This window comes from Mesorhizobium sp. PAMC28654, assembly GCF_020616515.1.
Taxonomy (GTDB): Bacteria; Pseudomonadota; Alphaproteobacteria; order Rhizobiales; family Rhizobiaceae; genus Mesorhizobium.
The window spans coordinates 6,121,087-6,135,819 of the sequence record NZ_CP085135.1; the positions used below are offsets into that span (position 1 = coordinate 6,121,087).

The window sequence follows — 14,733 nt, forward strand, 5'->3', positions numbered from 1 at the left end:
AACCGGTTTCGCCTGATGGTTCGAACCAGAATGCCTGAATTCAACCTGTAGAAAAACTCCTGCATGCCCGACACCCTGCATCGCCTGCCGCCGCTGAACGCGCTTCGCGCCTTCGAAGCCTCGGCGCGTCATCTCAACTTCCGCATCGCCGCCGAGGAACTGAGCGTGACGCAGGGCGCCGTCGCGCAGCACATACGCGGGCTGGAGGCTGACCTCGGTGTAAAGCTGTTCGAGCGGCTGCCGCGCGGCCTGGCGCTGACCGACGAGGGTCGCGCCTATATGCCCAACATCCGCCGCGCCTTCGACCTGATCTCGGAGGCGACGCTCTTGCTGCGTCCCGAGCCGGCGCGGCTGACGATATCAGTCACGCCGAGCTTCGCCACCAAATGGCTGATTCCGAAACTGCCGGACTTCGTCGCCGACAATCCGCTGGTCGATTTGCGCATCATGGCCAGCGAAAGCCTGTCGAGCTTTCAGGCTGATGGCGTCGACATCGCGGTCCGGCAGGGACGCCCGCCCTTCGGCGCCGGCCTCGTCGTCGACCTGTTGTTCCCGCAACAGCTGGTCGCCGTGTGCAGCCCGGCCCTGCTGCAGGCCGGCGCCGGCGGCATCGCGCCCGCCGACATCCAGCATCACGTGCTGCTGCACGATGCGCACAATCTGTGGCCGGAATTCATGGAAAAGGCCGTTGGCCTGAAGATGGTGGCGGAGGTCAAGCGCATGCGCTTCAACCAGACGGGGCTGGCCATCGACGCCGCCATCGCCGGCCAGGGCATAGCGCTGGCCAGCCGCTTCCTGGTCGCGGCCGACCTCGCCGCCGGCCGGCTGGTGCAACCGCTCAAGGCGGAAATGCGCGGCACCCAGGATTTTTATGTCGTGGTGCCGAGGAAGCAGGCGCATCCGGAGCCGACGCAGGCCGTGCGGCAATGGCTGCTGGATGCGGGGCGGGCGGGGTGAACTGACTTCATTGTCGGTCAGCGCTGCCCCTCATTGTCCTGCCGGACATTTCTCCCCGTATAGTGACGGGGAGAAAGTGGCTGGCCGCAACGCCGGCCCTCTTCTTTGCAACGCCCGTCATTGGCGAAACCATCGATGAAGGCGTCCCTCTCCCCGTCACTATACGGGGAGAGGGTGCCGGCAGGCAGGTGAGGGGCGGCGCCAACGGAAGCAGGACGATCCGAACCTCCAAGCGATTTCCCTCAAGCTATCGTCCTGCGCCAGAGTTTTCTTATCCGCTAAAGATTGACTGCATACGAAATTATTTTTACGACTTAACCATGCAGTCGAATACCCTTCCACAAGTCCGTTCCCGAAAGATCGTCGTCATTGGCGGCGGCATTGCGGGCCTGTCGCTGGCCGCCGCCGTGGGTGATGGGGCCGATGTCACCGTCATCGAGCGCGAGAGCCAGCTTGGCTATCATGCCAGCGGGCGCTCGGCGGCGCTGTTCACCGAGACCTATGGCAACCGGCTGGTGCGAGCACTGACCATCGCCAGCCGCAAGGCGATCTTCGATGGTGGCTTCGTCGCGCATGAGCGCGGCGCACTGCATGTCGGCCGTGCCGAGGACGGTGCGGCCATCGACCGGCTGGCGGGCGAATTGCAGGCGCTGGTGCCCAGCGTGCGGCGCCTTTCGGCGGCCGAGGTGCATGCGCTGGTTCCGGTCATCGACCCCACGACGACCTGTGGCGGCGTGTACGAGCCGGGCGCGGTGGATGTCGATACGGCCAGGATGCTGGCGACTTGTGCCTCCTCACTGAAAGCCAGGGGCGGGGTCATCCGCACCGGCGAGGAGGTACTCGCCATTGTTCGGGAGGGCGACGACTTCAGGGTGACGACCAGCGCCGGCACCTATGCGGCCGACATTGTCGTCAATGCCGCCGGCGCCTGGGTCGACGTGGTCGCCGGGCTGGCCGGGCTTCCCCGGCTAGGCTTCCAGCCCAAGCGGCGCACCGCCTTCCTGTTCGATCCGCCCGAAGGCACGGATATCAGCTCGTGGCCGCTGGTTGTCGACCTGCACGAGAAATTCTACTTCAAGCCGGATGCCGGACGGCTGATCGGCTCGCCGGCCGATGAGACCAATTCCGAGCCCTGCGACGCGTATCCGGAAGACATCGACGTCGCCATCGCCGTTGATCGCATCGAGAAGGTCACGTCGATGCGCATCGGCCGTCCGTCGACGCCATGGGCTGGGCTGCGCACCTTTTCGCCGGACCGGTCGCCGGTCGCCGGCTTCGATCCGCGCCTGCCCGGTTTCTTCTGGCTGGGCGGGCAGGGCGGCTACGGTTTTCAGGTGTCGCTGACCCTGGCGCGTATTGGCGCCGCGCTGATACGCGGCGAGGCGCTGCCCGCCGATGTGGTAGACCTTGGCGTGACGGCGGAAGCGCTTTCGCCGGAGCGGTTCCTCAGCGGACAGGCGGTGACGCCATGAGCCTCAGATCATTCCTTCAGCCGTGCCTACCCCCAACACTGTCATCCGGAGCGTTTGCGATGAAATCTCTGCGCGCAGTCCTCACCTCGTCCCTTCTGGCTTCTTCCGTCCTTCTCGGCGGGCAAGCCTATGCAAAAACCCTGGTCTATTGCTCGGAGGCCAATCCCGAGACCTTCAACCCGGCGATCGGCATCGCCGATTCCACGATGGATGCCGCCGCCAAGACGATCTTCAACCGGCTGGTCGAGTTCAAGCCGGGCACGACCGAGGTCGGCCCGGCGCTGGCCGAGAGCTGGGATGTCTCGCCGGACGGCAAGACCTACACGTTCCACCTGCGCCACGGCGTGAAATTCCAGTCGAACGAGCACTTTGCGCCGACGCGCGATTTCGACGCCGATGACGTGCTCTACACGTTCAACCGCCAGCGCGATGCCAACAACCCGTATCACAAGCTCGGCGGCGGCACTTACGAGTACTTCAATGCGCTGGGCATGGGCACGCTGATCGACAAGATAGACAAGATCGACGACTACACGGTGCGCTTCACGCTGACGTCGGCCAATGTCACCTTCCTGGCCGGCATCGCGCTCGATTATCTGTCCATCCTGTCGCTGGAGCAGACGCAGAAGATGGTGGCGGCCGGCACGCCGGAACTGATCGACAGCGCCCCGGTCGGCACCGGCCCGTTCGTGCTCGATGCCTATGTGCCCGACAGTCAGGTCCGCTATTCCGCCAACAAGGATTATTGGCGCGGCGCGCCCAAGATCGACACGCTGGTCTTCGCCATCACGCCGGAGCCCACAACCCGCGTCGAGCGCATCAAGGCCAATGAATGCCAGGTCGCCGCACCGCCGCCGCCAAGTGCTGTCGCCGATCTGCGCGGTGATCCCGACATCAACGTGCTCGACCTCAAGGGCCAGAACATCGGCATCCTCGGCTTCAATGTCGAGCACCAGCCGCTGGGCGATGTGCGCGTGCGCATGGCGCTGGCCAAGGCCATCGACCGCAAGGCGATCGTCGAGGCTGTCTATGCGGGCGCCGGCACCGTGGCCGGCAGCGTCGTGCCGCCGGCGCAGCTCGGCGCGGTCACCGATGCCGGCATCGACTATGATCCGGATGGCGCCAGGAAACTGCTGAAGGAAGCCGGCCACGAGAGCGACCTCAAGATCAGCCTGTGGGCGATGCCGGTGTCGCGGCCCTACAACCCCAACGCCAAGCGCATGGCCGAGATGATCCAGGCCGACTGGGCGGCGGTCGGCGTCAAGGCCGACATCGTCAGCTTCGAGTGGGGCGAGTACCTGAAGCGCACGGCGGCGGGCGAGCAGGATACGTTCCTGCTCGGCGGCAGCAGCGACAATGGCGATCCCGACAACATGCTGAGCTACCTGTTGTCTTGTGACGGCGTGAAGGGCGGCTCCAACCGTTCGCGCTGGTGCGACAAGGATTTTGAAAAACTGCTGGATGAAGGCCGCGTCGCCGCCGACCCGAAGGAACGCGCCGCGATCTACCAGAAGGCGCAGGAAATCCTGAAGGTTGAGGTGCCGGTGGCGCCGATCGCCCATTCGATGGTGGCGATCCCGGTCCGCAAGAGCGTGCTGAATTATGTGCTCGACCCGTTCGGCCGGCAGAATTTCGCGGCCGTGGATATGGCGGAGTAGGGCTTGGCGCTCTTCCTTCTCCCCTTGTGGGGTAAGAGGACGGTTTGCCGGAGGCAAATTGAAAGGTCCAGCGGACCTTTCAAAGGACTCGAACGCCCGGAGCCATAGCGAAGGGCCGGGTGGATGAAGAACTCCCTGCTTCCCATTTTGGGAAAAGGAAAAAGCGAGACCACCATGCTGAAAGACCTCAACACCCTCCTCGATCGCTACCTCGCTGATGGCGCGGTAGGCGCATCGCTGGCCTATGCCAAGGGCGGCTCGGCGCCGGTGGCCGTCACCGCCGGCCTAGCCGACCGCGGGCAGGGCGTCACGGTGCTGCCCGACCGGCTGTTCAAGATCGGCAGCTGCACCAAGACCTTCGTGTCCGCCGCTCTCGTCAAGCTTGCCCAGGATGGCAAGCTCGATCTGTCGGCGCCGATCTCCGGGTGGTTTCCGGATCTGCCGGGCGCCGGGGATATCTCCGTGCGACAGCTGGTCAACCATCGCAGCGGCCTGCCGGAGTTCGAATATTACATCCCGATGGACCCGACCCGGCGGTGGACGCCGCAACAACTGGTCGACATTGCCTTCGCCTCCGAAAAGCCGAAGTCGCCGGGCGGCCCGGCCGTCTACAACAACACCGGCTATGTGCTGGCCGGCATGCTGATCGAGGTCGTGTCGGGACAGTCGCTGGGCGGCTATGTCAGGAATGTCGTGCTGCAGCCGCTCGGGCTGAAGAACACATGGTCGCCGGCGACGGAAGCGTTTCCGGAAAAATCCATGGTGCGCGGCTACTACCACCGGCCGCCGCCAGCGGCGGGCGCGCCGACCGATCTCGCCTCCGGCGGCGAGATGTGGCGCATGGACGGCGTGTTGCCCTATTCGGACGAGTTGCAGGATTCGTCGGATTCGTTTCCGTTCAGCGGCGCCTATGGCTGCGGCGACATGGTGTCGACCCCGACAGACATGGTGGGCTTCATGCGCGGGCTGTTCGGCGGCCGGGTTATCTCGCCCGCCTTCTTCGCCGAGATGTTCGAGAGCCGCGCGCCGGTCAGCTTTCCGGGCACGCGCATGCGCGAGACGGGCGCCGGCCTGTTCCAGAGCGCTTACGCCGATCGCGCCTTCTACGGCCACCAGGGCAGCATCCCCGGCTATGTCTCGGTCATGCTGCACGATCCGCAATCGCACCTGACCATCGCCATGACCAGCAATGTCGGCTCCGGCAACCGCCTGTCCTTCCAGGCAAGCGGGCTGCACCCGGTGGTGGATGAGGCGATACGAATCCTGCTGGGGTGAGGGGTAGGGGCCGGGCTTGTGTCACAGGCTGATCCGTCCGGCGATATTGAACCCGCGACGCCGTCATCTTCGCGCCATAGGCATTGGCACCTTGACCGAAAACGGGATTCGACTTTTTCATTACCGTGCGGGGACGTGCCGGCTTTTTCGGAGCTTCTGCGAATCCGCTGGTGAGGACTCTTGAGGACGGGAATCATGAGTCAGCAAGACTGGGGTCGGCAGGACTGGCGGTTGAATAGCGAGACGGAAATCGTCGTCGACGTGCCCGTCGCGAGGCTCTGGGCCGCGCTGACAGACGCCGAAGAGGCGCAACGCTACTTCATGGGCGCGCGCGTGACCACCGGGGATGTGGGCGAGGCCTATCGCGTGGAGCGTGGGGACGGATGGCGTGTGAGCGGCATAGTTCTGGTGAAGGATGCTCCGCACAGATTGCGTGTCACCTGGGGCATCAAAGCTCCGGCCGGCGTGGCAATGCCGAATTGCGAGGTGGAATATCGTGTTGAGCCTGCCGACGCGCTTCAGGTGGTGGTGCAGTCAAAGCTGACCATCCGCGAGTATATCGATGGTCCGCTGCCGCCGCATCTCGCCGATGCAGGCCGAAGTGGATGGGCGATGATTGCTCGGAACCTGAAAGCCTATCTTGGATGAACCGCCTCGGAGGCGAAGTTCGTCACGCCGCGTCGCGTCTGTCGGCCTGCGATGGCTCTGGGCCGGTTAGCGAGGGCGACGCCTCCTCCGGCAAGGGCAGCCGGGTTCCGCGACGGCCATATTGCCGGGGTGAGCAGCCCATGACGCGCTTGAAGGCCGTGCTGAAGGCGCTTTCGGATTCGTAGCCGAGCGACAGGGCAATGACGGAGACGGGATCGCCGGAATTGGCCAGCCTGTCGCCGGCCAGCAGCATGCGCCAGCGCGTCAGATAGTCCATCGGCGAGAGCCCGACCGTCTCCTTGAACCGCAGCGCGAAGGTCGATCGCGACATGCCCACGCGTTCGGCCAGCGCCTGCAATGTCCAGCCATGCGCGGGGTCGTCATGCATGGCTGATATCGCCGCGCCCATCTGCCTGTCGGCCAGCGCGAAGAGCCAGCCGACGCCGCCATGCAAACCCGTCATGTGCAGCCGCAGCGCCTCGATGAGGATCATGTGGGCGAGGTGCTCGACGATGAGAAAGCCGCCCGGTTGGGGGCGCGCAATTCCTGCATCATCCGCTCGACGGGCCAGCGCAGCGCCGAATGATCGGACTCCCCGCGGATGTGGACGATGGGCGGCAGCATCCGTAGCAGGATGCCGGCATGGTTGCCCGACAGGCCGAAGCGGCTGCTGACCAGCAGGAAATCGCCGCCGCCCTTGTGGGTGGTGATGCCGCCGGTGCGCGCCGGCGAAAACACCGCTGACGCCTCGACTGGCGTCACCGCCAGGTCGCTGGCGAGGCGGAAGGGGCGACCGCGCGGCAGCAGGAAGCAATCGCCCGTTTCCAGTTGCACCGCATCGGCTTCGCCCTCGACGGACAGCCAGCATTGGCCGGACACCACGGCGCCGCATTTGATGGCGGCCTGCTGGTCGGGGAACTGGATCGACCAGTCGCCGCCCGCGTCGAGTCCGGCGGACAGGTAGTTGCGCGGCTTCAGCAGCGACAGCACGTCTGACAAGGGATCCATGGGCATTCCCGGACGATCGCGAAGATCATGCGGACTTTACAGCATGGATCGTATCACCTCAACCGCCTAACTTGATAGCAACGGGGCTGCCAATACGGCCCTCAAGCGAAAGCGAGGAGATCTGTCATGCGTGTATTCGTTACCGGTGCCACCGGATTTGTCGGTTCCGCCGTGGTGCGCGAACTCATCGGCGCGGGCCATCAGGTGCTCGGTCTTGCCCGCTCGGACGAGGGCGCCAAGGCGGTTGCCGCCGCCGGCGCGCAAGCGCTGCGCGGCGACATCGAGGACCTGGAAAGCCTGCGCCGGGGCGTCGCCCAGGCGGACGGCGTTGTTCACACCGCGTTCAATCATGATTTTTCGAAATTCGCTGCCAATTGCGAGGGGGACAGGCGGGCCATCGAGACGATCGGCGCGGCGCTCGAAGGCTCCGAGCGGCCGCTGCTCGTCACCTCCGGCCTGGCGCTGGTCAGGAATGGCGGCGTGGCGACAGAAGACAACGACCCGATGCCCGCCTCGGCCTCCTTGCCGCGCGCTTCGGAAGCGGCGGCCGAGGCCCTGGCGGCAAGCGGCGTGCGCGCCTCGGTGGTGCGTCTTTCACCTTCCGTCCATGGCGACGGCGACCACGGTTTCGTGCCGATGCTGATCGGCGTCGCGCGCCAGAAGGGCGTTTCGGCCTATATCGGTGACGGGCAAAACCGCTGGCCGGCGGTGCACCGGCTCGATGCCGCCAGCCTGTTTCGGCTGGCGCTGGAGAGAGGGGACGGCGGTGCGCGCTATCACGCGATCGATGATGAGGGCGTGCCGACCCGCGAGATCGCCGAGATCATCGGCCGTCGCCTGAACCTGCCGGTCGTTTCCAAGACCTTCGGGGAGGCCGCCGGGCATTTCGGCTTTATCGGCCACTTCTTCGGCATGGATTGGCCGACCTCGAGCGCCAAGACGCGAGAGCTGCTAGGCTGGCAGCCGAAGCAGGCCGGGTTGATCGAGGACCTCGATCATCCCCGTTATTTCGGCGGCTGAAAAAAGAGCCGCGCGCTTTCGTGCCGTCGGCCTTTTCCCGGATGGAGTGATCAGCCAAGATGTGACACGCTGCGGCGAGCCCCCCACGGGAGACGCCGCAGTGAAACCCACGCTCCCGCTCTTGCTCAGCCTCAATGCCGGCTATGTCGATACGGCCGGGTTCCTGGCGCTGCAGGGCCTGTTCACCGCGCATGTCACCGGAAATTTCGTCACGCTGGGCGCCTCGCTGGTGCTGGGCATTTCCGGCGTGGTGGCGAAGCTCCTGGCGCTGCCGGTGTTCTGCGTCGTGGTGATGTTCTCGCGGCTAGCCGGCAATCGTCTGCGCCAGCGCAAGCTGCCGGCGCTTGGCATCCTGCTGGCGGTCAAGCTCGGGCTGCTGATCGCCGGTGCCGCGCTGGCGATAAGGCTTGGTCCGTTCCCCACCGGCGACAGCCTGGCCGCGATCGTCACCGGCATGACGCTGGTCGCCGCCATGGCGATCCAGAATGCGGTGCACCGCATCCACCTGTCCGCCGCGCCGCCATCGACGCTGATGACCGGCACGACGACGCAGATCGATCTTGGCGACCTGCTGGGCGGCGTGACGGCGGAGGCCCGGCCGGCCATTGTGACCCGCCTGAAGCGCATGGCGTCGGCCGTCGCGGTGTTCGCGGTTGGCTGTGGCGCGGCGGCGCTCGGCTTTGCCTTCGCCAGCGTCTGGTGCTTCGTCGTGCCGCCGGTCGTGGCGCTGGCCGCGCTGGTGCTGAAGCTGTCGGCGCCCGAGGAGGAGGCAAAGTAATCGGCGGATTGCCGCTGGCCCAATGCCAAGCCCTGCTTGCAGGCTGGAACTGACTGCCGCGCTGCCTTAGACGGCGGTCCGATGGTTGAACATGCAGGCGAAATCCTGATCCTGACCGGCCCGCCGGGGTCAGGCAAGACGACGACGGCACGGGCTCTTGCCAACGAGCTGGGCTCGCCGAAGGTGCATCTTCACTCCGACGATTTCTGGCATTTCATCAAGCATGGCGCCGTCGTGCCGTACCTGCCCGAAGCCCACGAACAGAACAAAGTGGTCGATGCGCTGGCCAAGGTGGCGCGGGCCTATGCCGAAGGCGGCTATTTCGTCGTAGTCGACGGCATCGTCGGCCCCTGGTTCCTGCCGCCATTCGCGGCGTTGCCCGTGCCGCTCCATTATGTGGTGCTACGCCCGCCGCTCGATGTCGCCATCCAGCGTTGCCGCGAGCGCGGCGGCGACACGCTGACCGATCCCGAGCCCATCACGGCGCTGCACCAGCAGTTTTCTTCGCTATCGGACCTTGAACGGCATGCCCTGCCAACGGGGACGCAGAGCCCCAAGGACGTGCTGCGCGAGGTGATTGCTGCCGTCGACGGCGAAGCGTTTCGCCTGTCGTCCTGATGGGTGCTCGATGCTTGCCGTCGGCCGTGCTGCCGAGGCGGGCGGTTCCTCAGTCTTCGTCCGTCCAGATCAGGCGAAGCAGGCGCAGCAGCGTCGTCCGTTCCTTCCTGGTCAGCCTGTGCAGAAATCGGTCCTCGTGGTGGCGGACTTGCCGCCGCCATCCTGGCATAGCCTGCCTTGCGGCAGGCGTCAGCGTGAGCACCCGCACGCGCTTGTCCTCGGCATGGTCGTCGCGCTCGACCAGTCCGCGCTCTTCGAGTTCAGCCAGCAGCGGCGCCATGTTGGCGCTTTTCATACCGAGCAGGCGGCAGAGTTCGGCGGCACGGATGCCGGGCTTCTCGTCGATCAGCGCTAGCATGCCGTAGGTGACCGGGCGCAGCGACGCTTCCGCGAGTTCGACCGCGAAATCATTGAGTGCAAGGGACGAGGCTCGCCGCAGATTATAACCGATCTGCGCGTCAAGGGCGTCCTCTGGGCTGGTGCGAAGCCGGGTCTCATCCATGTTGCAACCGATCGCCGCGATCAATGCCCTTGTCAAGAGAAAAAGACTATGCGACATAGCGGATGCGATAGCTATGCTACATAGCGATGTACGGGAGGACCACAGTGACCGAAGATACCGTTGCCTTCGACGTCGAGGACGGCATTGCCTGGGTGCGCTTCAACCGCCCCGAAAAACGCAATTGCATGAACCCGGCGCTCAACCAAAGGATGATGCAGGTTCTCGACGAGCTTGAATTCCGCGATGATATCGGCGTTCTCGTGCTGTCCGGCGAGGGCAGCGCCTGGTCGGCGGGCATGGATCTGAAGGAGTATTTTCGCGAGACCGAGGCCAAGGGCATCGGCGCGGTCCGCAAGGCCCAGGCGGAAGCCTATGGCTGGTGGCGGCGCTTGCGCTGGTACCGCAAGCCAACCATCGCCATGGTCAATGGCTGGTGCTTTGGCGGCGGCTATGGCCCGCTCTTCGCCTGCGATCTTGCCTTCGCCGCCGACGAGGCGCAGTTCGCTTTGTCCGAGATCAACTGGGGCATCCTGCCGGGCGGCGGCGCCACCAAGGTGGTTGTCGACCTGCTGTCGATGCGCGACGCCATATATCATGCGCTGACCGGCGAGCTCATCGACGGCAAGAAGGCGGCTGCGTGGAAGCTGGTCAATGAGAGCGTGCCGCTGGCTGGACTGAAGACGCGTGTCGCCGAGGTCGCCAACATCCTGCTGAAGAAGAACCCGGTGGCGCTCAAGGCGACCAAGGACGCCATCCGTCGCGTCGCCGAGATGACCTACGACAATGCCGAGGACTATCTGGTGCGGGCGCAGGAGGCGGCGAATTCGCAGGACAATGAAGGCCGCAAGGAAGGCATCCGCCAGTTCATCGACGAAAAGAGCTACAAACCGGGTCTCGGCGCTTACGACAAGGCGAGATGACCAAGCCGAAAAGGTGTGATGCTCTAGGGGAGGAGGTGCGGATGCCCTGGACGACGCCGGATCCCGTGGCCCTGCACGCCCGCGCGCCGGATCGCCTTGCCTGTGTTGATCTCGCATCCGGACGGCGCTGGACTTATGCCGCGCTCGACGGGGCCATCCAGCGCGCCATTGCCGTTCTCGAAAGTTACGGCATCAAGCCGGGGCAAAGGATCGCGACGCTTGCCCGCAACAGCGCCGACCTGTTGATCCTGCAGCAGGCGGCAATGCGGCTCGGCGCCATCTTCGTGCCGGTCAACTGGCGGCTCGCCGGTGCCGAGCAGGAGGCGTTCCTTGCCGATTGCGATCCGGTGTTGCTGTTGCATGACGCGGTATTGGCCGCAAAGCTGCCCGACGGCTGCATTCCAGTCGCGGTCGCGGCCTTCGCGGCGGCGGTCGAAGCGGGACAGCCGGCGCCGCGCCGCGCCTTGCCGGCCGATGATGCGCCGTCGATCATCCTCTACACATCGGGCACTTCGGGCCGGCCCAAGGGCGTCATCGTTACTGAGCGCAACGCCTTTGCCACCGCCGTCAATTTCGGCGTGCTGGGCCGGGTCGGCAATGCCAGCGTCTTCCTGTGTGATGCGCCGATGTTCCATGTCATTGGCCTCATCACCAATTTGCGTCCGCCCTTGCTGCAAGGCGGCACCGTGCTGATCTCGTCCGGCTTCGACGCTGGCGTCACCAACCGCCGCCTGGCCGATCCGGCACTCGGCGTCACCCATTACTTCTGCGTCCCGCAGATGGCGAGGATGCTGCGAGAAAACGCGGATTTCGCGCCGGCGCGGTGGACGGCGCTCACCGCCATCTTCACCGGCGGCGCGCCTAATCCCGCCGCCGACATCCTGTGGTGGCTGGGGCAGGGCATCAGCATGGTCGACGGTTTCGGCATGACCGAGGCCGGCACCGTGCTGGGCATGCCGGTCGAGGCGGACCGGATCGCCCGCAAGGCCGGCTCCGCCGGCCTGCCGGCGCCGTCCCTTGGCCTGCGTATAGTCGACGACGACGGCCGCGATGTCGCGGCCGAGGCGGCAGGCGAGATATGGCTTTCCGGCCCCAATGTCACGCCCGGCTACTGGAACCGTCCGGAGGAGACGGCGCGGGCTTTCACCGCCGATGGCTGGTTCCGAACCGGCGACATTGCGTGTCGCGATGAGGAGGGGTTCGTCATCCTGGTCGACCGCCGCAAGGACATGTTCATCTCGGGTGGCGAAAACGTCTATCCGGTCGAGGTCGAGATGGTGCTGCTCGACCATCCCGACGTCGCCGAGGCAGCGGTGATCGGCATTGCCGACGAGCGCTGGGGCGAGGTAGGGCGCGCCTTCGTCGTGCTCAAGCCCGGCCGTGCCCTCGATCCGGAGGCGCTAGCGGGCCATTGCAGCGCTCGCATCGCCCGCTACAAGGTGCCGAAGGAGTTCCTATCCAGCGAGGCGCTGCCGCGCACCGCGTCCGGCAAGATCCAGAAACACATTTTGCGCGGGTGGGCCAAGCCCGGTTGAGGCCGATAGACGAAGGCCGACGCTCTGGGCATCGTGCCGATAGCGCTCGTCAGCCCGCCGGCGCGCCGCGAAAAACCGCCACGGCAGCCGCAACGATTTCCGCATTGTCCTTCGCCACCATTCCATCGGCACGCTCCTTGCCGTCTTCCAGCCCGACCCGCGTCGACCATCGCCCTTGATGCGCGAGCGTGACAAACGGCCAGACGGTCGCGTCCATGCCGTGGAGCAGGATGGGGCGTCTGACCGAGGCGCGCTCGAGCACGGCGGCGATGCCGTCCGCGACCTTCAACGCGACAGAAAGGTCCTGCTCCTCGATCTCGATGAGGATGCGCAGCACCCGGTTATGATCGGCCAGGCCGACGAAGCGCTCCGCATCGGCGATGGAGGCAAGCCCGGCCTCAATGCCGACGCCGCGCTGGCGCAGCAGGCCCATGACCGCAGGCGCGTCTTCTTCCGACAGGTTGACCGAGGCATAATCGGGCAGTTCGCGCCAGCCGGCGATCGCGGCGCGGGTGCGTTCCTTGTCGTTCTCGATCCAGGCGCCGGTCGAGACGCCGATCAGCGTGCCCGGACAGGAACGGCGCACGGCCAGCACGGTTTCGTCGACGGAAGCGAGGCTTTCGCGCCCGTCCGCGTCGCGCGGATGGATATGCAGTTCGGCGGCGCCAGCAGCGACGCAGGCGGTGGCATCGCTGGCCATGGCCTGCGGTGTGAGCGGCAGCTTTGGGTGGAAGCCGCTGGGGCGTGCTCCGTTGATGCAGGCCTGGACGATCATGGGTGTTCCTCGGGCAGGGGGCTAGTCTAGCCGCGCGTGGCGGAGCGGCAAGGGTGGGAGGGTGAGACTGCTGACAGTGGACTGTGGCGGCGGCGAAGGAAGATAGCGTTGCGCTCTACGGCGCCCCCCTCTGTCCTGCCGGACATCTCCCCCTCAAGGGCGGAGATTGGCAGCTTTCACGCTCCGTTCACTCCTGCAACGTTGAACATTGGCTGAGACCGGGGCGACAGCCAATCTCCCCCTCGAGGGGGAGATGTCCGGCAGGACAGAGGGGGGCGCTGTCCCGCCGACGTCAAAGTTGTTCAGCGCACTGCCGTCATCGCCCCCAAGACCTCACTTCTCCGCTTGCGCACCCGCCACCTGATCCGCATCCGTCAACGTGCCCAAAAACACCACGATGTCATCGATCTCGGCATCCGTCAGCGCCGGTTTGTCGCCGGGTTTCTTGCCGAAGGGCGGGTCCTGGTTGAGGTTGGGCCAGTACGCCTTTGGCAGGTCATCGTTCACCCGCACCGTGCCGTCGGTGTTCTTCGGATACCAGTGGCCGGGATCGGTGTCGCGAGTGGCGTAGAAGGCAACGGCGTCGCGCAGTGTGTGGAAATAGCCGTTGTGGAAGAAGCTCTTGCGCAGCGCCACATTGCGCAGCGAGGGCGTGCGGAACAGGCCGCAATACTCGGCCCGGTCCTTGAAATCCGTCCGTAGCGGGCCGCACAGGCCGAGGTCAAAATAGGTGGGATCGGCGTTGGCTGCAATCGCGGGGTTGCGTGGTGCGCTGACGCCGATCAGGCCGAAATCGGTGAATTGCGGCGGCTCGCCGTCATTGGCGGGGCGGCTCAGATGGCAGCTGGCGCAATTGCCCTTGGCCTCGTCCTCGAACAGGTCGAGGCCATGCATTTCTTGGGCTGTCAGCGTCGCCTTGCCGGCGAGGAAGGCGTCGTAGCGGCTGGAATAGGGGTAGAAATCGGCGCTGCCCTGCTCGAACGTGCCGAGCGCCTCGGCGGCGGCGTCGAATGCATCGTCAGGGTGGTCGAACACCGTGTCGCCGAAGGCCGCCCTGAATTCGTCGGCATAGGCGGCCTTGCGCAGATTGGCGGTGATTGCGCCGGCATCCTTGTTGGCCATCTCGAAAGGCGACAGCAGCGGGATTTTTGCCTGGTCCACTCCGTGGTCGACGCGGCCGTCCCAGGTCAGGCCGCCGGTCGGCCCGTTGTCGACGCTCTCGTCGCCCTCGTCGTCGGAATCGTAGAAATGCTGGTTGAACGCGGGCACCGCCTGGATGTAGCGCAGCGACGGCACGGCGCGCAGCCCGGGCTGGTCGAGATGCGGCCCGCCCATCTCGACGGGTGCGGTCGAGGCCGGGCCGAAGGCATGATGCGGATCATGGCAGGACGAACAGGCCTGCTTGCCCGACGCCGACAATGACGGATCGAAGAATAGCTTTCGGCCAAGCTCGGTCAGGGCAGCGGCCCGGGCATAGGCGTCCGCGCGCGACATCGGGCCAGGGTGAAGAAGATCGGTTCCGGCGGAGAGGGATGTGCCCGGCAGCATCGCGACGAGGCTGAGCAAT

At 65.7% G+C, this 14,733-nt stretch carries 13 protein-coding genes and 1 pseudogene; 10 read left to right on the forward strand and 4 right to left on the reverse strand.

The genetic code is table 11. The annotated features are described in order from the left end of the window. Positions 1 to 63 precede the first annotated feature (63 nt). From gcvA to LGH82_RS30295, 5 genes are all read left to right on the forward strand, one after another. The gene (gene gcvA, locus LGH82_RS30275) at positions 64 to 957 is read left to right on the forward strand and encodes a transcriptional regulator GcvA (protein ID WP_227346190.1); all 894 of its coding nucleotides are present in this window, start codon (positions 64 to 66) and stop codon (positions 955 to 957) included. A 320-nt stretch (positions 958 to 1,277) separates the two neighbouring features. Beyond that, the gene (locus LGH82_RS30280) at positions 1,278 to 2,429 is read left to right on the forward strand and encodes an NAD(P)/FAD-dependent oxidoreductase (RefSeq protein WP_227346191.1); all 1,152 of its coding nucleotides are present in this window, start codon (positions 1,278 to 1,280) and stop codon (positions 2,427 to 2,429) included. Between the two features lie 59 nt (positions 2,430 to 2,488). Then, positions 2,489 to 4,087 carry an ABC transporter substrate-binding protein gene (locus LGH82_RS30285; RefSeq protein WP_227346192.1) on the forward strand — a complete coding sequence of 533 codons (1,599 nt, stop codon included), beginning with the start codon at positions 2,489 to 2,491 and terminating at the stop codon, positions 4,085 to 4,087. A gap of 174 nt (positions 4,088 to 4,261) precedes the next feature. Next, a complete protein-coding gene (locus LGH82_RS30290; RefSeq protein WP_227346193.1) occupies positions 4,262 to 5,362 on the forward strand; it encodes a serine hydrolase domain-containing protein in 1,101 nt (366 codons plus the stop codon). 195 nt (positions 5,363 to 5,557) lie between these two features. Continuing rightward, on the forward strand, positions 5,558 to 6,010 hold the full coding sequence (locus tag LGH82_RS30295; protein ID WP_227346194.1) for an SRPBCC domain-containing protein: 453 nt from the start codon (positions 5,558 to 5,560) through the stop codon (positions 6,008 to 6,010). Positions 6,011 to 6,032: 22 nt separating this feature from the next. Here the strand turns inward: LGH82_RS30295 and LGH82_RS30300 are convergent. Then, positions 6,033 to 7,018 (reverse strand): annotated as a pseudogene (locus LGH82_RS30300) (AraC family transcriptional regulator). 126 nt (positions 7,019 to 7,144) lie between these two features. Here LGH82_RS30300 and LGH82_RS30305 point away from each other — a divergent pair. From LGH82_RS30305 to LGH82_RS30315, 3 genes are all read left to right on the forward strand, one after another. Next, positions 7,145 to 8,038 carry an SDR family oxidoreductase gene (locus tag LGH82_RS30305; RefSeq protein WP_227346195.1) on the forward strand — a complete coding sequence of 298 codons (894 nt, stop codon included), beginning with the start codon at positions 7,145 to 7,147 and terminating at the stop codon, positions 8,036 to 8,038. 100 nt (positions 8,039 to 8,138) lie between these two features. After that, complete coding sequence (locus LGH82_RS30310) at positions 8,139 to 8,816, forward strand: YoaK family protein (RefSeq protein WP_227346196.1); 678 nt, start codon at positions 8,139 to 8,141, stop codon at positions 8,814 to 8,816. A gap of 81 nt (positions 8,817 to 8,897) precedes the next feature. Then, a complete protein-coding gene (locus LGH82_RS30315) occupies positions 8,898 to 9,434 on the forward strand; it encodes an ATP-binding protein (protein WP_227346197.1) in 537 nt (178 codons plus the stop codon). 49 nt (positions 9,435 to 9,483) lie between these two features. Here LGH82_RS30315 and LGH82_RS30320 read toward each other — a convergent pair whose 3' ends face one another. Continuing rightward, positions 9,484 to 9,936: a MarR family winged helix-turn-helix transcriptional regulator gene (locus LGH82_RS30320; RefSeq protein WP_227346198.1), complete on the reverse strand. Its 453-nt coding sequence runs from the start codon at positions 9,934 to 9,936 to the stop codon at positions 9,484 to 9,486. An 86-nt stretch (positions 9,937 to 10,022) separates the two neighbouring features. Here LGH82_RS30320 and LGH82_RS30325 point away from each other — a divergent pair, with 86 nt between their 5' ends. Next, the gene (locus LGH82_RS30325) at positions 10,023 to 10,856 is read left to right on the forward strand and encodes a p-hydroxycinnamoyl CoA hydratase/lyase (protein WP_227346199.1); all 834 of its coding nucleotides are present in this window, start codon (positions 10,023 to 10,025) and stop codon (positions 10,854 to 10,856) included. Positions 10,857 to 10,897: 41 nt separating this feature from the next. Then, positions 10,898 to 12,391 carry an AMP-binding protein gene (locus LGH82_RS30330; protein ID WP_227346200.1) on the forward strand — a complete coding sequence of 498 codons (1,494 nt, stop codon included), beginning with the start codon at positions 10,898 to 10,900 and terminating at the stop codon, positions 12,389 to 12,391. A 49-nt stretch (positions 12,392 to 12,440) separates the two neighbouring features. Here LGH82_RS30330 and LGH82_RS30335 read toward each other — a convergent pair whose 3' ends face one another. Next, complete coding sequence (locus tag LGH82_RS30335; RefSeq protein WP_227346201.1) at positions 12,441 to 13,166, reverse strand: 3-keto-5-aminohexanoate cleavage protein; 726 nt, start codon at positions 13,164 to 13,166, stop codon at positions 12,441 to 12,443. A 333-nt stretch (positions 13,167 to 13,499) separates the two neighbouring features. Next, a complete protein-coding gene (locus tag LGH82_RS30340) occupies positions 13,500 to 14,714 on the reverse strand; it encodes a cytochrome-c peroxidase (RefSeq protein WP_413771483.1) in 1,215 nt (404 codons plus the stop codon). Positions 14,715 to 14,733 lie beyond the last annotated feature (19 nt).